We start from the raw sequence: 19,036 nt of genomic DNA, 5'->3' as shown, positions 1-19,036 counted from the left end.
CCAATCGCCGTACCGACCGGGATAATATGCGGATGGGTCTACTCAAAGCCCTTGATCCGGGCGATATCGCCAGCGATGGTGCTATCGGAATCAAGCAGCTTTTTGCAGCGGGTGCTGGTACAGGGGATAAAGGTAAAATCGACCCTGGCTTTGCCAAACCACTCCTCATAGGAGGGGCGCAGCATGGGGATATATTCCACGGGCGCCGCCAGCGTCAGGGGCGCGCTCTGGGCCATCGGGTTCAGGCAAAACAGCAGCCACCAGTCAGCCCCCTTCATACCTTGCTCTCCACTCCATTGCATATGGAAAAAGCGTAGCTGAAACGTCTTTTATCCCTCTTGTGCGAGGAGGGAATGGGCAGAATCATGGCAGCGTTGATAGCACAAAGCCCCGCCAATCTGATTGGCGGGGCTTTGCTATTTGGGGCATTCAGTATCGGGGATTACAGCGCGGGCAGCAGCCCCATGCTGACGCTGATCTGGACGCCAACAATCAGCCCCCCCATGGCGGCGGCCACTCCAAGCGCCACCACGCCACCCGGGGCGCGGTAGTGGTGGGCAGGCGACTGTTTGCGGCTCTGCCACACCAGCGCCACCGGCAGCAGTACCGCGAGGATCGCCAGCGCAATGGCGGCGTAGCCCAGCGCCATGATAAAGCCCTGCGGGAAGTAGAGGGCAAACAGCAATGGCGGCACGAAGGTGATAAGACCTGTCTGAGTGCGGCCCTGCCAGTTATCCTTGCGATGGGTCGCCTTGGCCATAAAGTCGAACAGCCCCAGCGTTACCCCGAGGAAGGAGGTGGCGAGTGCCAGATCGGCAAACAGGTGCATCGCCTGATTAAACGCAGGCCAGCTCACCAGCTTGCCGACGTTGGCCAGCAGGCTGTCCAGCGCGCCGCCGGTTTGCAGCAGGGCTTGCTGGCCGAGCAGACCGAGGATCGCCACCTGCCACAGCACGTAGAGGATCAGCGGCAGGGCTGAGCCCCAGACAAAGACCCGACGCAACTGCTTGGGGCAGTCACCGAGGTAAAGCATCACACTCGGAATGGAGCCGTGAAAGCCGAACGAGGTGAAGATGACCGGCAGGCCCGCCAGCAACAGGCCCTGACCCAGCGGCATCGAGAGCAGATGCTGACCTTCGGTGCGGGGCAGCAGCAACGCCAGCACCACCACCATAATCACCAGTTTGACGGTGAACATCAGCCGGTTGAGGTAATCCACCGAGCGGGTGCCGACACAGACCATGCCGCCAAACAGCAGAGTAAAGGCCCAGGCGGCCTGCTCCTGGCTGAGGGTCATGCCCGCATCGGCCAGCGCCTGTGCCAGCAGGCTGCTGCCGCCGCTGATGTAAGCGGAGGCCAGCGAGTAGAACAACATCAGGATACAGAAGGAGGCGATGCGCTTGCCCCAGGGGCCGAGCAAATGATCCGCCAGCTGGTGCAGGTACCACTTGCCGGTGTTGAGGCTTGCTTCTACTTGCAGCATGGCGGTGAAGGCCATCAGGGCCCACAGGCCGACCATCAGCAGCAGGGTGGCGGGGCCGCCGAGGGAGGAGGAGGCCAGCGGCAGGGCCAGCATACCGGCGCCTATGGTGGTGCCGGCAATCAACAGGGTACAACCCAGGGTTTTGGTATTCATGTTATCCATCCGAACGTAGCGGTGTCAGTGCAAACAGGCGATGTCAGCAGTGACGTCAACAAGAGGGGGCAATTGGCGTTATCAGAAGGTGCCTCCGGTGATAGGGCCGGAGGCTAGCAATATCGGAACGGGAACATCTGTACCTAAAACCTGTCACTTGTAAAAGATGGTTGCCACGTTAGCGGATCAAAATAGCGGAAACAACCCCTTTTATACGGATCTTGTGCTGGCTTGCGGCAAAAAGTGGAAATAAATGATGACAGTGATGGCTAATTGCAGAAAAAAGCACCGAAAAATGACTGGCAGGGGCTCATTGATACAGGTCAGCCAAGTGGCAGCAGCACGGATAGGGGCGCGGGGAGGGGGTTGTATTGACGTTGGCGTGGCGTTGAGAGGCAAAAGAGTTGTGGAGGTCGGTTGCTTAGTCGGTCAAACGGGTGGAGAAAACAAAGCGGGCGGGTAGGGTTGTGGGGAAAAACAATAAGGCTGCCGATGCAGGCAGCCTTATTGGCATCTGTTCGCTTTACCCACCCATTGACAGCAAATCGGGTCTGCTTCGGTCAGGTTAGCGGCGGCGCTTGAGGGTGCGGCTCACATAGTGCAGCCCGCTTTGGTAGTTGCCGTTCACCGCCTTGAGCGCCAGATCCAGCGCCTGGCTCGCCAGCGCATCGTGCTGCTGGGGCAGGGAGTTGATGCCAAAGGGGAGGAAGTCAAGCAGGCGATCGTCCCCGAAGGTAGCCATGGCGAGCTGGCTCATGTCGATCTCTTGCTCCAACAGGTAGTCGAGTACCCCCTCCATCAGGATATAGGAGGTGGTGATCAGCGCTTCGGGCAGCTGACCCAGCTGCTGGTGCAGATCTTTGATCAGGCGATACCCCTCAAGGCGGGAGAAGTGATCCCCCTCGCACAGATGGCGAGCAGTGCTGTGACTGGCGACCGCCTGCTCGAAACCCGCTTTGCGCTCCTGACTGATCGTGAGTGCTGGCAGCGCTGTGATCAAGGCGATATGGCGCAGAGTCGAGGTGAGCAGGGAGCTGGTGAGATCAAAGCTCGCTTTCTCGTTTTCACTGGCGACGGTGACGAACTTGTCGGCTGCCATCGCCCGGTCGATGGCGAGGATCTGGCTGCCTTGCGCCTGCAATTTGCCGTAGAAGGGGTCGTCCGGCGGCAGGCAACTGGCCACCAACAGGGCGTCCACATGGCGGCTCACCAGCATCTGGGCCAGATCTTTTTCTGTGGCGGGCTCATCTTCCGAGCAGACGATCAGCAGCTGATAGCCCTGCGCCCGGGCTCCCTGTTCCAGCCGTTTGGCCAGCTTGGCGTAACTGGCGTTCTCAAGGTCGGGCAGGATAAAGCCGAGGGTCTTGGTCTGGCCGCCACGCAGGGAGGCGGCGCGGCTGTCCGGCTGGTAATTATGGGCGGTGACCACGGCCATCACCTTGTCGCGGGTGGCCTGACTGATGCGGTATTGGTCGGCCTTGCCGTTGATCACATAGCTTGCCGTGGTGCGCGAGACACCGGCGAGGGCGGCGATTTCATCCAGTTTCATCATATTGGCTCTGTTTGAGTTGCTAGGCCCACGGGCACTGCCTGGTAAGGGCACCGAAAAGTGTGCGCGGGATCATATCATTGAAAACCGCTCTTTGTGGGTACTTGATCAATTCGCTGAAACGATTCAGTCTGAGTGTAAGTGAAACGATTCAGCCTGTCAGCAACGAAGAGACCCAGTGGCCTGAAAATCGGGCCCCGATCACAGACAACCGTGGCCGGGTCTATTGTCAGCTGGCGAGTTACCCGAATGTTCAATTGTGACGTACCGGCGCGGCCGGAACCTGATGGAGAGTCTCTATGTTGAAGTTGGCGCGAGAGCAGATCTTGCTGGGACAGTCGGTGGCAACCAAGTCGGACGCCATTGCCCTGCTGGCAGGCAAACTGACCGAAGCCGGTCTGGTGGAGGCGGGCTATGTCGATGGGATGCTGGCCCGTGAAGCGCAGCATGCCACCTATCTTGGCAGTGGCATCGCCATTCCCCACGGCACCACCGATACCCGTCATCTGGTGAAGAGCACAGGCGTCATGGTGGCCCAGTTCCCCAATGGTATCGAGTGGGATGAGGGGCAGATCGCCTATGTCGCCATCGGCATCGCCGCCAAGTCGGACGAACATCTGGGCATTTTGCGTCAACTCACCCATGTGCTGGGTGACGAGCAGGCGGCTGCTCAGCTCAAAGAGGTCAGCGATGCCGACACCATCATCAACATCCTGACTGGCGCCACTGCCGCCAAAGAGGTGCAATACCTGACCCTGGCCGACTTCCCGGCCGATGATCGCGACCAGCTGCTGCTGGGCGCCGCTGCCCGCGCCAAATCGGCCGGTTGGGGCGATGCCACCATGGTGAGCTCCCTGCTGGCAAGCGAACCTGCCTATCTGGGCGAGGGCATCTGGCTGGCCCGCGCGCAAGCGGCCCAGACCGGCTGGGTGTTGGCAACGCCTAGCACTGCACTGAACGCAGGGGATCTGCCGGTCAACGCCATGCTGCTGCTGTGCGCCGCAGATAGCGGCCATCTGCCGCAACTGGAGAATCTGGCCAAACTGGCGGCTGCCGGTCAGCTGGCGACGCTGGCAGGCGGTGAGGGACTGGCCATGTTGCAGGCGGGCCCCGCGAGCGGTCTTTCCGACACCTTCACCATCATCAACCCCCACGGTCTGCACGCCCGCCCTGGCGCCATGCTGGTCAAGGTGGCCAAAGAGTATGAATCTGACATCCGGGTTGCCAATCTGGATGGCAGCGGCGAGGCGGTCTCCGCCAAGAGCCTGATGAAGGTGATCGGCCTTGGGGTCAAGTGCGGGCACCGTCTGGCATTTCGCGCCGAAGGGGCAGATGCCGAAGCGGCCCTCAAGGGGATCGGTGAGGCGATCGCCGCTGGTCTCGGCGAGGGGGCGCATTGATGAAGATTGTCACCATTACTCTCAACCCTGCCCTTGATCTCACTACTCGCCTTGAGGCGATGAGCCTGGGCGAGGTCAATCTGGTGAGCGAGGCCAACCTGCGTGCCGCAGGCAAGGGGATCAACGTCGCCATGGTGCTCAAGGACTTGGGCCGTGAGGTGGGCGTGACCGGTTGGCTTGGCGCGGACAATAAGCAGAGCTTTGTCTCCCTGTTTGCCGAGCGGGCGCTGGATGACCACTTTGTCCGTGTCGCGGGCAGCACCCGCATCAACGTCAAGATCTCCGAGCAATCCGGTCGGGTCACCGATCTCAACCTGCCGGGGCTCACCATCCAGCAAGGGGAGGTGAGCGCGCTGGAGCAGGCCATCGACCAATTGGCTGCGCATGCTGAGTGGTTCGTGCTGGCGGGCAGCCTGCCCAAAGGGGTGGCCCCCGATTACTGCGCCCATCTGATCCGCCTGCTCAAGGCCAAGGGCAAGCAGGTGATCTTCGATTGCAGCGGCGCGGCCTTAAGCGAAGGGATCAAGGCGGCGCCGACCCTGGTCAAACCCAATCTGGAGGAGCTGAGCCAGTGGGCGGGCCGCCCCATCAAGACGCTGAGCGAGCAGGCCGAGTGTGCCCGCGCGCTGCAGGCCAGCGGGATCCCCAACGTGGTGATCTCCAACGGTGCCGATGGCCTCATCTGGTTTGCCCCGGATGCCGTCTGGCAGGCCATTCCGCCGCGGATGCAGGTGGTCAGCACGGTCGGTGCTGGCGATTCCCTGGTGGCCGGTCTCGCCCATGGTCTGAGCCTTGGCTGGGCGCCGGAGCAGACCCTGCGGCTGGCCACCGCCGTCTCGGCCTTGGCGGTCAGTCAGGTGGCGGTCGGCTTTGACGATATTAATGTGCTCAACCCTTTACTTGAACAGGTGCGCGTAGAGCGTCTGGATACGCTGGCCCCGGTTCAGTGCCATACCCCCTCAATGGAAAACTCAGGAGATGCCCAATGAAAGCAATCTTGGTTACGGCTTGCCCGGCGGGCATTGCCACCAGCTTTCTCGCTGCAAAACGGATAGAACAGCAGGCCAAACTGGCTGGCTGGGAACTCACCCTCGACGTTGGCTCCAGCGTGCAACCCCGTCAGGTGCCGAACAAGGAACAGATTGCTGCAGCCGATCTGGTGCTGGTTGTAGCAAGCTGCCCGGTGGATCTCGCTGCCTATGATGGTAAACGGGTCTATCAGGGGAGCATGGATCTCGCCCTTCAGGATCCCGCCGCCTTGCTGGAGGCCACAACCAGCGGTGCCAGCCTCTATCGCCATCAAGCGGCGCCTGTTGCCAATGCTGCCGCCAAACTGGCCGCCGCTGGCAAGCGCATTGTGGCGGTGACAGCGTGCCCGACCGGGGTGGCTCACACCTTTATGTCGGCAGAAGCGCTGGAGACCATGGCCAAACAGCTGGGTTATCAGATCCGTGTCGAGACCCAAGGCTCGGTCGGTGCCCAGAATGCCCTGACTGCCGAGGAGATTGCCGCTGCCGATCTGGTGTTCCTTGCCACCGATATCGAGGTGGACATGGCCCGTTTCGATGGCAAGCCCGTCTATCGCACCAGTACGGGCGCGGCGCTGAAGAAAACCCGTGCCGAGCTCGACAAGGCGTGGAACGAGGCGACACTCTATCGCCACAGCGGCGCCAGCCAACCCAAAAAAGAAGAGAAGGCAGGCCCCTACAAGCACCTGCTGACCGGGGTCTCCTTTATGCTGCCCATGGTGGTGGCTGGCGGCCTTATCATCGCGCTCTCGTTTGTGTTCGGCATCGAAGCGTTCAAGGTGGAAGGCACTCTGGCCGCCGCTCTGATGAAGATCGGTGGTGGCTCCGCCTTCGCCCTGATGATCCCGGTGCTGGCCGGTTACATTGCTTACTCCATCGCTGACCGCCCGGGTCTCGCCCCCGGCATGATCGGTGGCATGCTGGCAAGTTCGCTGGGCGCCGGTTTCCTTGGCGGCATCGTTGCCGGTTTCCTGGCCGGTTACAGCGCCAAATACCTGAGCGACAAGGTGCGCCTGCCGGTGACCCTGGAAGCGCTCAAGCCCATCCTGATCATTCCGCTGTTTGCCAGCCTGTTTACCGGTCTGGTGATGATCTACGTGGTGGGTGGCCCGGTGGCCGGCATCATGAATGCCATGACCACCTTCCTCAACAACATGGGCTCCGCCAACGCCGTGCTGCTGGGTGTCATCATCGGCGCCATGATGTGCTTTGACATGGGCGGCCCGGTCAACAAGGCGGCCTACGCCTTCGGTGTCGGCCTGCTGGCCTCCAAAACCTACGCCCCGATGGCAGCCGTGATGGCCGCCGGCATGGTGCCGGCACTGGGGATGGGGATTGCCACCTTCCTGGCCCGTACCAAGTTCATCAAGGCGGAGCAGGAAGCGGGCAAGGCATCCTTCGTACTGGGTCTGTGCTTTATCTCCGAGGGGGCCATTCCGTTTGCCGCCAAGGATCCGATGCGCGTCATCCCGGCCTGTATGGTTGGCGGCGCCCTGACCGGTGCGCTCTCCATGCTGTTCGGCTGCGAGCTGATGGCACCCCATGGCGGTCTGTTCGTGCTGTTCATCCCGCACGCCATCAGCAACGTCATGATGTATATCGTGGCGATTGCGGCAGGCTCGCTGCTGACCGGTGTCTCCTACGCCATGCTCAAACGCGGCGAAGAGCAGACCAAGCTGGCAACAGCCTGATAGTTCGTTCTCAATAACAGAAGATGTTCAATGCCGCCCGGTTGCAAAGCCGGGCGGCATTTTTATATGCCTTTTAAACAGAAGCGATGAGCAGCGGTTACTGAGGTCTCGCGTATTGGGGCCAGCGTCTTGCTCAGTTTCAACACTTAATTGTGTGGGGAAGGGCCGTAACCAATATCTCGTGCATTGATTGTGTTGCCGCTAGGATAGGGGAGCTGGCTTGTTCCCGGGAAGCAAATCTATATGTTACCTATATGTGCATCTGTGAAGATGCAACCTGAGTTAATCATCTGTTGAACAAGACCTGAGGCAGGTTGCTATATGACGAACTTCCTCATTTCTGCGAAAGGGGGATTCAGGTTTCGGTACAACCGAATGTCCTGATTGGCCTGTATGCAGGGACCAGAGAGTTTCATATTAAATACATATTACGGCCCATTGCAGACCGTCATTTACACAACTATTTGTATGCCAACAAACAAGATTTTAAACAAACAAAATCAATTGGCATCGTTCTGAACATAGAAGTCACTGTTACTTCAGGAAGTAAATACGACTTAACGCAGTGTTCAGTGATAGAGAGATAACAGACAAAGCGGTTTTGCCGAGCATAGGCATTCATGTGTCTGTGAGTGCGCAGGAGAAAAGAGAAATAAAAAAGCCACACCGGTTGGTGTGGCTGTTGTTTAGGGGGTCAGCCAGGGTTGCTTAGGGGCGACCGGCCGGGCAGGTGGCCACGTTGACGGCGGCAGTGCTGCCACCATGACGACCTGATGTGCTCACCTCGTTGCGTACCAGCGGCGGGTAGTTAACCGGCTCACGAGCAGGCAGGGCAGGGGCTTCGGCAGGGGTTGCCATCGGCGCGGATGCTTTGCGGGCACGAGCCAGTAAGCCAGCACCGTGTGCGACCTGTTTGGTAACGACCGGCGCCTCTTCCACCACAACGGCTGGTGTTTCGATAACTGCGGCTTCCACAACCGGAGCTGTTACGGCAGGTGCTTCTTCAACAACCGGAGCCGTTTCAACCACTGTAGCGGTGACCACTTCGGCAGCTGGCGCAGCGACCTGGGCTACTTCTGGCTCTGCGGCAACTACAACCTCAGCGACATCTTCAACAACCGGGCTCGCGGCCACATCGGCTTGAGTTGCTTCAACCTGGGTTGCGGCCTGTTCGGCAGCTTCTTCAGCAACGGCTTCGACAACCACATGCTCGGTCAGTGCGGCAGAGGCTTGCAGGGCTGCAGCGACGGCTTCAGCGCTCGGGATGGTAACAACAGGCACTACCGGCTCTTCAACCTGCGCTTTGGCAATATCTGCCTGGGCTGCGGTGGTCAGAGTGGTGGTCTCTTGCTGTTCTTCATCACGTTGGCTGCGGGCATCTTCGTTGATGCGCTTGCGGCGCTGACCTTCGATACGCTGGCTGCGCGGAGTGCGGCGTGAACGGCGCTGGCCTTCACTCTGCTCTTCCTGCTCGTTACCTACAGTGTTATCGATCACTTCAGTTTGCGCTTGTACTTCGTCGACCGGCAGGGCAGGGGTGTCAGCAGCGGCGACATCGACGCGGATCTGCTTGCGCAGTTGACGACGTTCGCGGCGCTCGGCCACTTTCTGCTCTTTCTCCTGACGTGGCTGGACGGCAGTTGCATCAACAGCGTCTACCGCTTCAACAACGACTTCGGCGCGCGGCTCACGGGGAGCACGAGGTTCACGGGCTGGACGTGGTGCACGTTCCTGGCGCGGTTCGCGAGGCTCGCGTTCCTGAAGGGGTTCACGTTCCATGCGCTGTTCGCCACGAGCTTCACGCTCCTGACGAGGCTCGCGCTCTTTGCGGGGACGGCGATTGCGGTTGTCACCGGCTTCGCGGTTGCCACCTTCACGCTTCTCGCCAGCTTCCGCATTGTTGCGGTTGCCACGATTGTCATCACGACGAGGACGCTGACCACGGCCGCGGCCTTCTTCGCGCTGGTGACGTTGACCTTCATCCTTGCGTGCTTCGCGAGCTGCTGGTTTCTCGGCGGGCGCTTTCACGTCGGCAGGGGCGCTATCACTGCTGAACAGGCCGCTAATGCCTTTGATCAGCTTGCTGAAGAAGCCAACTTCGGCAGGGGCCGCAGCAACGGGCGCCGCCGGCTGTTGCGGTGCAACAGGGGCAGGTTGTGCCGGTTGGGCAAAGCCTTGCAGCAGCGGTTGTTCACGCTCGATCACCTGAGCTTGCTTCGGCTGGTAGACCGGCTTGGCAATCTCGGTTTTCAGCTCGTAGCTGGCCGCTTCCGGGATCTCGTTCTGACGAATGCGGGTCACTTCGTAGTGCGGGGTTTCCAGATGCTGGTTCGGAATGATGTAAACACGCACATCATTTCGCTGTTCCAGACTGGCGATAGCTGCACGCTTCTCGTTAAGCAGATAGGCTGCAACATCCACCGGCACCTGACCGTGAACCTGCTCGGTGTTGTCCTTCATGGCCTCTTCTTCGATGAGACGCAGGATGGACAGGGCGAGGGATTCGTTGTCACGGATCACGCCTTGACCCTGGCAACGGGGGCAGATATGGCTGCTGGACTCGTTGAGGGAGGGGCGCAGACGCTGGCGAGACATCTCCAGCAGACCGAAACGGGAGATCCGACCCAGTTGGATGCGGGCGCGATCCTGATGAACCGCTTCACGCAGACGGTTTTCCACTTCACGCTGATGGCGAACCGGCGTCATGTCGATGAAGTCGATAACGATCAGGCCACCCAGGTCGCGCAGACGCAATTGACGGGCAATTTCATCGGCCGCTTCCAGGTTGGTTTGCAGCGCCGTCTCTTCGATATCGCCGCCCTTGGTGGCGCGGGAGGAGTTGATATCGATGGAGGTCAAGGCTTCGGTCGGATCGATAACGATGCTGCCGCCGGAGGGGAGGCGCACTTCACGCTGGAAGGCAGATTCAATCTGGCTCTCAATCTGGAAGTGGTTGAACAGGGCGACTTCACCCTTGTACAGCTTCACACGGTTGAGGAAATCGGGACGTACCAGCTCGATATGGGCCTTGGCTCGTTCGAAAATCACCGGATTGTCGATCAGGATCTCGCCCACATCGCGACGCAAATAGTCACGGATGGCACGCACGATGACGTTGCTTTCCTGGTGGATCAGTACCGGCGCAGCACGCTCCTGGGAGGCCTTGTGGATAGAGTCCCAGTGGTTGAGCAGGACGTTCAGATCCCACTCCAGCTCTTCCGGGGACTTGCCCACACCGGCAGTACGCACGATAAGCCCCATGCCTTCCGGCACGGTCAGTCCACTCAGGGCCTCTTTCAGTTCGGTCCGCTCATCACCCTCGATGCGGCGGGAGATACCACCGGCACGGGGGTTGTTGGGCATCAGTACCAGGTAGCTACCGGCCAGGCTGATAAAGGTGGTGAGGGCTGCACCCTTGGTGCCACGCTCTTCCTTGTCGATCTGGACGATAACTTCCTGACCTTCGCGGACCACTTCTTTGATGTTGGGACGACCCTGATAGGAGTAACCGGAGGGGAAGTAATTGCGGGCGATCTCCTTCAACGGCAGGAAACCGTGGCGCTCGGCGCCGTAATCGACAAAAGCAGCTTCAAGGCTGGGTTCTACGCGGGTGATCTTACCCTTGTAAATGTTCGCTTTCTTCTGCTCGTGTCCCGGACTTTCAATATCCAAATCGTAGAGCTGTTGTCCGTCAACCAGCGCTACGCGCAACTCTTCTTCTTGAGTTGCGTTGATAAGCATTCTTTTCATTGAGTTCTCATTATTGTGTCATTTTGATTTCCTCCATCTGGGTCCTGCCAGCGCCGGCCTCGGGTCTTCAGCATACTGGGGCAACCTCCCGGTTGGGGTATGCATGAGGCGCAAACTAAGGGCGTTCTGGTCATCTTTTCTCGAGAAGAGATGAATAAGGATGCCGAAATGGAGACAAATAAACGGTGATGTTTGTGTTCTCCATGCGTTGTACCTCGCACCCGGGAACCGTCATGTTCTTCTAGACACGGTGTATCGGGATTGGGTGGCATACTTTTTGGCCACTTAGTACAAGGCTTGAACACAATGACAAAACCTTGTTTATTATCCCATTTAAACCTCTTTTATAGCAAGGCGCCATTTTTCAACAAACCAGCAGCCAAGGGGCGCTGGCAGTGGTAAAATCCGCGCCATGACACAGATACATCAACAAGTGCAGCTGCTCACCATCGAAGCTGAGCATGACGGGCAGCGCATCGACAATTTTCTCAAGACTCAGCTAAAGGGCGTCCCCAAGAGCCTGATCTATCGCATCCTTCGCAAAGGTGAAGTGCGAGTAAACAAAAAGCGCATCAAACCGGAGTACAAACTCTGCGCAGGTGACGAGGTGCGGGTACCCCCCGTACGCGTTGCCGAGAAGAATGAGCTGCCATCCGCCAACCTGAGTGTTATCCAGCGTTTGGAGAGCCAGATCCTGTTTGAAGACGATGCCATGATCGTGCTGAACAAGCCCTCCGGCATGGCCGTGCACGGTGGCAGCGGTTTGAGCTTTGGCGTGATTGAAGGGCTGCGAGCCCTGCGTCCGGAAGCCCGTTTCCTCGAATTGGTTCATCGACTGGATCGCGACACCTCTGGTGTATTGCTGGTTGCCAAAAAACGCAGCGCCCTGCGCAGCCTGCATGAGCAGTTGCGCGTCAAGACCATGCGTAAGCAGTATCTGGCGCTGGTGCGTGGCAAGTGGCAGGCTCACGTCAAGGTGGTTAATGCGCAGCTGCGCAAAAACGATCTGCAATCCGGTGAACGGGTAGTACGGGTCAGTGCCGATGGCAAGCCTTCCGAAACCCGGTTCCGCATCGTGCGTCAATTTGCCGAAGCGACTCTGGTCGAGTGCAGCCCCATCACCGGTCGTACCCACCAGATCCGCGTGCATACCCTGCATGCTGGTCATCCGATCGCCTGTGACGATAAGTACGGTGAAGCGGCGTTTGACGAGAAAATGCGCAGCCAAGGGCTGAAACGGCTCTTTTTGCATGCCTGGAAGCTCAGTTTCACCCATCCGGCCGATGGTCGCGAGATGCAGGTAGAAGCGCCGCTGGCACCTGAACTCGACAACTTCCTCAACGGCTTGTCACGCTGATGCAGGATGTCCGGCTCGCCATTTTCGATTGGGACGGTACCCTGATGGATTCGGTGGGCCGGATTGTGGCCTGTGTGCAGGGGGCCGCCAGAGATTGTGAACTGGCGGTACCTGCACCAGCCCAGATCCGGCAGATCATCGGATTGAGCCTCGATGTCGCCATGTCCCGTCTGTTCCCCTTATGCAGTGACAGTGGCGCTACCAGCGATGAGCGCCAGATTGCCGCACTCATCGATCGCTATCGTCATCACTATCTGCACGACGCTACCCCCAGCCCGCTGTTTGCCGGGGCAGGGGAGCTGCTGCGTGACTGGCAGTCACGAGGGCTACAACTGGCCGTCGCTACCGGCAAATCACGCCGTGGGCTGGATCGGGTATTGGATGAGACCGGGCTGCACCCGTTGTTTGTGACCAGCCGAGGGGCCGATGAGGCTCGCTCCAAACCTGATCCGCTGATGCTTGAGCAGATCCTGGACGAGCTGGGGTTTTCAGCTCGGCAGGCAGTGATGATTGGCGACTCTGTTCACGATATGGCGATGGCCGAGGCGATCGCCATGCCGCGCATTGGTGTCACCTGGGGGGTGGATAGTCATGATGCCCTCAGTCGTTACGAGCCAGTGGCTGTGGTGGACTCCATGGCGGCGCTCAGAGCGCTGTTGTAGACGCCTCTCTTTTAAGAGACATCAATCTAATTGATAACAGAAGCCCGGTGTATTGACCGGGCTTTTTATATCCTCGATCTAGCTTATCTATTTACCCGCAATCAGGGCAGGGCAATACCGTGGCGCTCCAGCAGTTCGATCAGGCCGATCAGTGGCAGACCGATCAAGGCGTTAGGGTCGCGCCCCTCCAGCCCCTTGAACAGCACGATCCCCATCCCTTCACACTTGAAGCTACCCGCACAATCTAGGGGCAATTCTGCCTCTACATAGCGGCGAATGGCGGCTTCATCGAGGTTGCGAAAATGGACGGTGAAAGGTTCCACCAGTTGATGAGCCTCACCGGTTGTGGCATTCACCACGCACAGGCCGGTGTAGAAGGTGACGCTGCGACCTTGAGCCGCCATCAGCTGGGCGATGGCATTGTCGATGGAGCCAGGTTTGCCGAGGATGCGTCCATCGCAGACACATACCTGATCAGAACCGATGATCAATCCATGATCACGATGTTGGGCGACAGCATCTGCCTTGGCACGGGCCAGTCTGGCCACCAGCGCGTCGGCGGATTCGCCAGCCAACGGTCGCTCATCCACATCGGGGGCTGCACATTCAAAGGGGAGACCGAGCTTCTCCAGCAGGGCTTTGCGATAGCGAGAAGTTGAGGCGAGGATCAGATTCTGTGGCATAATCGAGTTACCGATGAAAGCAGGTACCGGCATTCTAGGGACTTGCGACGTTAAAATCATCGGCGGTAAGGACTTTTTCCTTTGACTATCAGTTGTTGGACCTATATCATTCGCGCCCTATGCAAAAGGTGAAGTTGCCCGTTAAGGTTGATCCAGTCCGTAGTGCCTTGAAGCTGCTCGATTACATCGGGATAGTGGAAAAGTCGCAGATGCCCAGGCTGGAGGAATCAACCGCTGGCTTGCAGAGTGATATCGATGTATCACTGCACTTTGGCAAAGATCTCCAGAAGTTGACCGTTATGAAAGGCACTGCCCATGCCAAGGTTGACCTGGTTTGCCAACGTTGCGGAGAGACATTCGAACACCTCTGTGAAGCTGAATTTATCTACACTCCGCTGTTCGAAAGAACAAACGAGGAAGAACTGCCGGAAGCTTATGAGCCCATTGAGTTGGACGAAAACGGCGAGATAGATCTTCATCAAATCCTGGAGGATGAGCTCATCCTCTCGTTGCCTCAAGTCGCAATGCATTCTCTGGATGCATGCCCGAGAGGAAACATGGAGATGACTTGGGGTGAAATCGAACCTGCTGATGAGCGGCCGAACCCCTTTGCAGTTCTTGAAGAGCTTAAACGTAAGTGAATTTAGGAGTTAGCCTACAATGGCCGTACAACAGAACCGTAAAACCCGTGCCAAGCGTGGCATGCGTCGTTCCCACGATGCGCTGACCACCGCTGCCCTGACTGTTGATCAGACCAGTGGCGAAATTCATCGTCGTCACCACGTGACTGCCGATGGTTTCTACCGCGGTAAAAAGGTAATCGCTTAAGGATTGCCTTTGTCTACGCAAACTGTCGCGCTAGACATCATGGGGGGAGATATTGGCCCCTCGGAAACAGTGCCTGCCGCCGTGCAGGCACTGTCTCTTTTACCCCAGCTAAAACTGATCCTGGTCGGCGACCAACATCAGACCTACTCTCTGCTGCAGCAACATGGCTTGCTGAATCATCCCCGCGTTCGTTTCGTACATGCATCCCAAGTGGTTGGCATGGGCGATAAACCGATCGTGGCGTTGCGTACCCTTAAAGACTCCTCCATGCGGGTGGTACTCAATCTGGTGAAAACCAGTGAGGCCGATGCCTGCGTCAGTGCCGGCAATACCGGTGCGCTGATGGCGATGGCCAAGTGCGTGCTCAAATCCTTGCCAGGGGTAGACAGACCCGCCCTTATCAAGGCGTTGCCGACATTGAGTGGCAAGCGCACAGTGATGCTGGATCTTGGCGCCAACGTCAGCTGCGATGCCGATACCCTGTTGCAGTTTGCGGTGATGGGCTCCGTCGTGGCCGAAAAGGTCGAAGGTATTGCGTCACCTCGTGTTGCCTTGCTCAACATCGGCGAGGAGGAGATCAAGGGTAACGATCTGGTGCGCCACAGTGCCGAACTATTGCGTCAATGTCCCGCACTCAATTATGTCGGGTTCGTCGAAGGGGATCGCATCTTCAGCGGCGACAGCGATGTGATCGTCTGCGACGGTTTTGTCGGCAATGTTGCCCTCAAGACAGCAGAAGGGGTGGTGCGGATGATGGCCCAGCTGGCCGGATATCCCCGCAAGAAACGCACTTTTCTTGGCCGGATCGCCGGATTTATGTTCAAACGGCGTTTTTCTTATCTGAACCCCGACCAGTATAACGGAGCAAGTCTGTTAGGATTGCGCGGCATTGTGGTAAAAAGTCATGGGCGGGCCGAACGGCGCGCCCTGTGTAATGCGATCCTGCTGGCCGCACAAGAGGCCAAACATCAACTTCCACTGCAAATAGCAGATCGCCTTGAAGCTGTCTTCTCTGACAGGGATCTATAAGAACTCTATGCATAGCAAAATTTTGGGTACTGGCAGCTACCTGCCGAGTTCAGTGCGTACCAACGCCGATCTCGAGCAGATGGTTGAGACCAGTGATGAGTGGATCGTGGAACGCACCGGTATCCGTGAGCGCCGTATTGCCGGTGCTGACGAAACGGTTGCCACCCTCTCTTGCCAGGCCGCCTTGCGTGCCCTGGATGCAGCCGGTCTGACCGCTGCCGATCTCGATATGATAGTGCTGGCCACTACCAGTGCTGAAAATGCCTTCCCGGCTGCCGCCTGCGAGCTGCAGGGGCTGCTCGGGGTGCCGGGCATTCCTGCCTTTGACGTGGCTGCTGCTTGTGCCGGTTTCACCTACGCACTTTCTATTGCCGATCAGTTCGTCAAATCCGGTGCCGCCCGTCATGTGCTGGTCGTTGGTGCCGATGTGCTCTCCCGCATGTGCGATCCGCAAGATCGCGGCACCATCATCCTGTTTGGTGACGGGGCAGGGGCCGTGATTGTCGGTGCCAGCGAGACGCCGGGCATCCTCTCTACCCATCTTCATGCCGATGGCCGTTATGGCGAGCTGCTCAAGCTGCCTCAACCCCGTCGTGGTATGCCGGGCGCCGAACTCGAAGCCTACATGTACATGAAGGGCAACGATGTGTTCAAAGTGGCTGTCACCCGTCTGAGCGAAATCGTGACCGAGACGCTGGCCGCTGCTGGTATCGAACCGAGCGAACTGGACTGGCTGGTGCCCCATCAGGCCAACTTCCGCATCATCAGCGCCACTGCCAAGAAGCTCGGTATGGGCCTCGACAAGGTAGTGTTGACCCTCGACAAGCATGGTAACACCTCGGCTGCATCAGTCCCGATCGCCTTTGATGAAGGGGTGCGGGATGGCCGGATCAAACCGGGTCAGCTGGTACTGCTGGAAGCCTTTGGCGGCGGTTTTGCCTGGGGCTCGGCGCTGGTTCGCCTCTGATCTTCGGCGGGGTGGTGTGCCCATCATCCCGTCACCGATTTCATTTTTGTCTTATCTAAAAGGAATCAATGATGACCCAATTTGCCATTGCCTTCCCGGGACAAGGTTCCCAGTCCGTTGGCATGCTGGCCGAGCTGGCCGAACAACATGCCGTGATCAAGGAGACCTTCGCCGAGGCGAGCCAGGTGCTGGGTTATGACCTGTTTGCCCTGGTGATGGATGGTCCGGTTGAAGATCTGAACAAAACCTGGCGCACCCAGCCGGCGCTGCTGACAGCCTCTGTCGCCCTGTGGCGTCTGTGGCAACAGCAGGGTGGGGCAACGCCTTCCGTCATGGCGGGCCACAGCCTGGGTGAGTACTCCGCGCTGGTTTGCAGCGGCGCACTCGATTTTGCCGATGCGGTCAAACTGGTCGAGCTGCGTGGCTTGGCCATGCAGGAAGCCGTACCGGAAGGCACCGGCGCCATGGCTGCCATCATCGGTCTGGACAACGAATCCATCGCCGCCAACTGCGAAAACGCGGCACAAGGGCAGGTGGTCTCTCCGGTCAACTTCAACTCCCCGGGCCAGGTGGTTATCGCCGGTCACAAAGAGGCCGTTGAGCGCGCCAACGTGCTGATGAAAGAGTCGGGCGCCAAGCGTGCGCTGCCGCTGCCGGTCTCCGTGCCGTCTCACTGCGCGCTGATGAAACCTGCCGCAGAAAAACTGGCAGCAGCGCTGGACGGGATCGAGATCAAGGTTCCAACCATCGCTGTCATCAATAATGTCGACGTATCCTGTGAACAGGATCCGGCCGCCATCAAGCAAGCGCTGGTTCGTCAGCTGTTCAGCCCGGTTCGTTGGACCGAGACTGTCGAGCGGATGGCCAATGAGGGGGTTACCCTCGAGATCGAGATGGGACCGGGCAAAGTGTTGACCGGGCTCGCCAAGCGCATCGACAAGCGTGTGGAAGGTATTCATGCCAACGATGCCGCCTCTTTCGAGCAGGCGCTGGCCCAGATCAAGTAAACAGGAGCAAGTGATGAGCTTTACCGATAAGGTTGTGTTGGTGACCGGTGCCAGTCGTGGCATCGGCCGTGCGATTGCCGAAACATTCGTGGCCCGTGGCGCGAAAGTGGTCGGTACGGCGACCAGCGAGAGCGGTGCCGAGGCGATCAGCGCCTATCTGGGCGATAATGGTTGCGGTATGGCGCTGAACGTGACCAGCCAGGAATCCATCGAAGCCGTCTTTGCCGCCATCAAGGCGCGCTTTGGCGACATCGACATTCTGATCAACAACGCGGGGATCACCCGTGACAACCTGTTGATGCGGATGAAAGATGACGAGTGGAACGAGATCATCGATACCAATCTGACCTCGCTCTACCGTCTGAGCAAACCTGTGTTGCGTGCCATGATGAAGAAACGTCACGGTCGCATCATCAGCATTGGCTCCGTGGTGGGAACCATGGGCAATGCCGGTCAGGTCAACTATGCTGCAGCCAAGGCCGGTCTGGTTGGTTTTACCAAATCGTTGGCGCGGGAAGTGGCATCCCGTGGTATCACAGTGAACGCGGTTGCTCCCGGTTTCATCGAAACCGACATGACCCGTGCCCTGAATGACGATCAACGTGCCGGCATCATGAGTCAGGTGCCTGCCGCCCGTTTGGGTGATCCAAAAGAAATTGCCGCAGCTGTGGTATTCTTGGCTTCTGATGAAGCAGCCTATATCACCGGCGAAACCCTGCATGTTAATGGCGGTATGTACATGGTGTAATCAATTTGTCGTGAGTTCTGTTCAAATTTGCGATAGTACGCCGAAGTTTGGCACATTTCGTGGTTTGACCAGCGGCAAGCTACTTGCAAACTCACGTCAATTGAATAAACTACCTCAACCAGACGCAAATAGCGTATTTTTAAAGGAAAATTCAGGTCATGAGCAACATCGAAGAACGCGTAAAGAAAATTATCATCGAACAACTGGGTGTTAAAGAGGAAGACGTCAAGAACGCAGCCTCTTTCGTTGACGACCTGGGCGCTGACTCTTTGGATACCGTTGAACTGGTAATGGCGCTGGAAGAAGAATTCGATACCGAAATTCCTGATGAAGAAGCCGAGAAGATCACCACTGTTCAAGCGGCTATCGACTACATCACCGCTAATCAGGAATAAGTTCCTGTTCTGAAAGAAGCGGCCTAAGGGCCGCTTCTTTTGTATTTGTATCCTTTCAAATCACCTCTCGGAGACTACCTCAGTGTCAAAACGCAGAGTCGTGGTGACCGGCTTGGGGATGCTTTCCCCGGTGGGTAACACTGCCGAATCCAGCTGGCAAGCCCTGCTCAACGGGCAGAGCGGCATTTCCCTTATCGAACATTTCGATGCCAGCGAGTTTGCAACCCGATTCGCAGGTCTGGTCAAGGACTTCGATCCCGAGCAGTACGGTATCAACCGTAAAGACGCTCGCAAGATGGATCTCTT

At 58.2% G+C, this 19,036-nt stretch carries 18 protein-coding genes; 13 read left to right on the top strand and 5 right to left on the bottom strand.

Annotation, left to right across the window (positions count from 1 at the left end):
• Window positions 1–38 precede the first annotated feature (38 nt).
• The 3 genes from ACRAUW_RS07820 to cra all read right to left on the bottom strand — a co-directional run bounded on the left by ACRAUW_RS07820 (window position 39) and on the right by cra (window position 3,188).
• The gene (locus ACRAUW_RS07820; protein WP_431361827.1) at window positions 39–278 is read right to left on the bottom strand and encodes a hypothetical protein; all 240 of its coding nucleotides are present in this window, start codon (window positions 276–278) and stop codon (window positions 39–41) included.
• 164 nt (window positions 279–442) lie between these two features.
• A complete protein-coding gene (locus ACRAUW_RS07815; RefSeq protein WP_431361826.1) occupies window positions 443–1,636 on the bottom strand; it encodes an aromatic amino acid transport family protein in 1,194 nt (397 codons plus the stop codon).
• Window positions 1,637–2,201: 565 nt separating this feature from the next.
• Window positions 2,202–3,188, bottom strand: coding sequence for a catabolite repressor/activator (gene cra, locus ACRAUW_RS07810; RefSeq protein ID WP_431361825.1), 987 nt, complete (start codon window positions 3,186–3,188; stop codon window positions 2,202–2,204).
• 296 nt (window positions 3,189–3,484) lie between these two features.
• Between cra and fruB the strand changes: the two genes are divergently transcribed.
• Genes fruB through fruA form a run of 3 tightly spaced genes read left to right on the top strand, consistent with a single transcriptional unit; the run spans window position 3,485 to window position 7,304 of the window.
• Window positions 3,485–4,585 carry a fused PTS fructose transporter subunit IIA/HPr protein gene (gene fruB, locus ACRAUW_RS07805; protein WP_431361824.1) on the top strand — a complete coding sequence of 367 codons (1,101 nt, stop codon included), beginning with the start codon at window positions 3,485–3,487 and terminating at the stop codon, window positions 4,583–4,585.
• Window positions 4,585–5,574, top strand: coding sequence for a 1-phosphofructokinase (gene pfkB, locus ACRAUW_RS07800; RefSeq protein WP_431361823.1), 990 nt, complete (start codon window positions 4,585–4,587; stop codon window positions 5,572–5,574). The genes fruB and pfkB overlap by 1 nt, the downstream gene beginning before the upstream one ends.
• Window positions 5,571–7,304, top strand: a complete 1,734-nt coding sequence (gene fruA, locus ACRAUW_RS07795; RefSeq protein WP_431361822.1) for a PTS fructose transporter subunit IIBC — start codon at window positions 5,571–5,573, stop codon at window positions 7,302–7,304. Before pfkB ends, fruA begins: the two co-directional genes overlap by 4 nt.
• A 708-nt stretch (window positions 7,305–8,012) precedes the next feature.
• On the opposite strand, the gene rne is transcribed toward fruA, so the two are convergent.
• Window positions 8,013–11,054 carry a ribonuclease E gene (gene rne, locus ACRAUW_RS07790; RefSeq protein ID WP_431361821.1) on the bottom strand — a complete coding sequence of 1,014 codons (3,042 nt, stop codon included), beginning with the start codon at window positions 11,052–11,054 and terminating at the stop codon, window positions 8,013–8,015.
• A gap of 412 nt (window positions 11,055–11,466) precedes the next feature.
• Here rne and rluC point away from each other — a divergent pair, with 412 nt between their 5' ends.
• Together rluC and ACRAUW_RS07780 are read left to right on the top strand one after the other, a co-directional pair.
• Entirely contained in the window at window positions 11,467–12,411 is a 945-nt protein-coding gene (gene rluC, locus ACRAUW_RS07785; protein ID WP_431361820.1) for a 23S rRNA pseudouridine(955/2504/2580) synthase RluC, read from the top strand.
• Entirely contained in the window at window positions 12,411–13,073 is a 663-nt protein-coding gene (locus tag ACRAUW_RS07780; protein ID WP_431361819.1) for an HAD-IA family hydrolase, read from the top strand. Before rluC ends, ACRAUW_RS07780 begins: the two co-directional genes overlap by 1 nt.
• Before the next feature lie 101 nt (window positions 13,074–13,174).
• Here the strand turns inward: ACRAUW_RS07780 and ACRAUW_RS07775 are convergent, their stop codons facing one another.
• Window positions 13,175–13,756: a Maf family protein gene (locus ACRAUW_RS07775; protein ID WP_431361818.1), complete on the bottom strand. Its 582-nt coding sequence runs from the start codon at window positions 13,754–13,756 to the stop codon at window positions 13,175–13,177.
• A gap of 119 nt (window positions 13,757–13,875) precedes the next feature.
• On the opposite strand from ACRAUW_RS07775, the gene yceD reads away from it, so the two are divergent.
• The 8 genes from yceD to ACRAUW_RS07735 form a co-directional block, all read left to right on the top strand.
• Window positions 13,876–14,397 (top strand): 23S rRNA accumulation protein YceD, encoded by a 522-nt coding sequence (yceD, locus tag ACRAUW_RS07770; RefSeq protein WP_431361817.1) that lies wholly within the window; start codon window positions 13,876–13,878, stop codon window positions 14,395–14,397.
• A gap of 19 nt (window positions 14,398–14,416) precedes the next feature.
• On the top strand, window positions 14,417–14,584 hold the full coding sequence (gene rpmF, locus ACRAUW_RS07765; RefSeq protein ID WP_005300935.1) for a 50S ribosomal protein L32: 168 nt from the start codon (window positions 14,417–14,419) through the stop codon (window positions 14,582–14,584).
• A gap of 9 nt (window positions 14,585–14,593) precedes the next feature.
• Window positions 14,594–15,613, top strand: coding sequence for a phosphate acyltransferase PlsX (plsX, locus tag ACRAUW_RS07760; protein ID WP_431361816.1), 1,020 nt, complete (start codon window positions 14,594–14,596; stop codon window positions 15,611–15,613).
• A gap of 7 nt (window positions 15,614–15,620) precedes the next feature.
• Window positions 15,621–16,580, top strand: coding sequence for a beta-ketoacyl-ACP synthase III (locus ACRAUW_RS07755; RefSeq protein WP_431361815.1), 960 nt, complete (start codon window positions 15,621–15,623; stop codon window positions 16,578–16,580).
• Between the two features lie 71 nt (window positions 16,581–16,651).
• On the top strand, window positions 16,652–17,587 hold the full coding sequence (fabD, locus tag ACRAUW_RS07750; protein WP_431361835.1) for an ACP S-malonyltransferase: 936 nt from the start codon (window positions 16,652–16,654) through the stop codon (window positions 17,585–17,587).
• A gap of 13 nt (window positions 17,588–17,600) precedes the next feature.
• Complete coding sequence (gene fabG, locus ACRAUW_RS07745; RefSeq protein ID WP_005351850.1) at window positions 17,601–18,335, top strand: 3-oxoacyl-ACP reductase FabG; 735 nt, start codon at window positions 17,601–17,603, stop codon at window positions 18,333–18,335.
• Between the two features lie 158 nt (window positions 18,336–18,493).
• A complete protein-coding gene (gene acpP / locus ACRAUW_RS07740) occupies window positions 18,494–18,730 on the top strand; it encodes an acyl carrier protein (RefSeq protein WP_005300909.1) in 237 nt (78 codons plus the stop codon).
• A gap of 82 nt (window positions 18,731–18,812) precedes the next feature.
• On the top strand, window positions 18,813–19,036 hold a 224-nt coding region (locus tag ACRAUW_RS07735), incomplete at its 3' end, for a beta-ketoacyl synthase N-terminal-like domain-containing protein (RefSeq protein ID WP_431361814.1).

It is taken from the genome of Aeromonas sp. (genome assembly GCF_050633025.1).
Lineage (GTDB): Bacteria > Pseudomonadota > Gammaproteobacteria > Enterobacterales > Aeromonadaceae > Aeromonas.
This window is presented reverse-complemented; position numbering and strand designations above follow the sequence as displayed.

Excerpts from the sequence above, each read along its gene's own strand:
- ACRAUW_RS07820 (WP_431361827.1), bottom strand. The coding sequence starts at position 278 with ATGAAGGGGGCTGACTGGTGGCTGCTGTTTTGCCTGAACCCGATGGCC.
- ACRAUW_RS07815 (WP_431361826.1), bottom strand. The coding sequence starts at position 1,636 with ATGAATACCAAAACCCTGGGTTGTACCCTGTTGATTGCCGGCACCACC.
- cra (WP_431361825.1), bottom strand. The coding sequence starts at position 3,188 with ATGATGAAACTGGATGAAATCGCCGCCCTCGCCGGTGTCTCGCGCACC.
- fruB (WP_431361824.1), top strand. The coding sequence starts at position 3,485 with ATGTTGAAGTTGGCGCGAGAGCAGATCTTGCTGGGACAGTCGGTGGCA.
- pfkB (WP_431361823.1), top strand. The coding sequence starts at position 4,585 with ATGAAGATTGTCACCATTACTCTCAACCCTGCCCTTGATCTCACTACT.
- fruA (WP_431361822.1), top strand. The coding sequence starts at position 5,571 with ATGAAAGCAATCTTGGTTACGGCTTGCCCGGCGGGCATTGCCACCAGC.
- rne (WP_431361821.1), bottom strand. The coding sequence starts at position 11,054 with ATGAAAAGAATGCTTATCAACGCAACTCAAGAAGAAGAGTTGCGCGTA.
- rluC (WP_431361820.1), top strand. The coding sequence starts at position 11,467 with ATGACACAGATACATCAACAAGTGCAGCTGCTCACCATCGAAGCTGAG.
- ACRAUW_RS07780 (WP_431361819.1), top strand. The coding sequence starts at position 12,411 with ATGCAGGATGTCCGGCTCGCCATTTTCGATTGGGACGGTACCCTGATG.
- ACRAUW_RS07775 (WP_431361818.1), bottom strand. The coding sequence starts at position 13,756 with ATGCCACAGAATCTGATCCTCGCCTCAACTTCTCGCTATCGCAAAGCC.
- yceD (WP_431361817.1), top strand. The coding sequence starts at position 13,876 with ATGCAAAAGGTGAAGTTGCCCGTTAAGGTTGATCCAGTCCGTAGTGCC.
- rpmF (WP_005300935.1), top strand. The coding sequence starts at position 14,417 with ATGGCCGTACAACAGAACCGTAAAACCCGTGCCAAGCGTGGCATGCGT.
- ACRAUW_RS07755 (WP_431361815.1), top strand. The coding sequence starts at position 15,621 with ATGCATAGCAAAATTTTGGGTACTGGCAGCTACCTGCCGAGTTCAGTG.
- fabD (WP_431361835.1), top strand. The coding sequence starts at position 16,652 with ATGACCCAATTTGCCATTGCCTTCCCGGGACAAGGTTCCCAGTCCGTT.
- fabG (WP_005351850.1), top strand. The coding sequence starts at position 17,601 with ATGAGCTTTACCGATAAGGTTGTGTTGGTGACCGGTGCCAGTCGTGGC.
- acpP (WP_005300909.1), top strand. The coding sequence starts at position 18,494 with ATGAGCAACATCGAAGAACGCGTAAAGAAAATTATCATCGAACAACTG.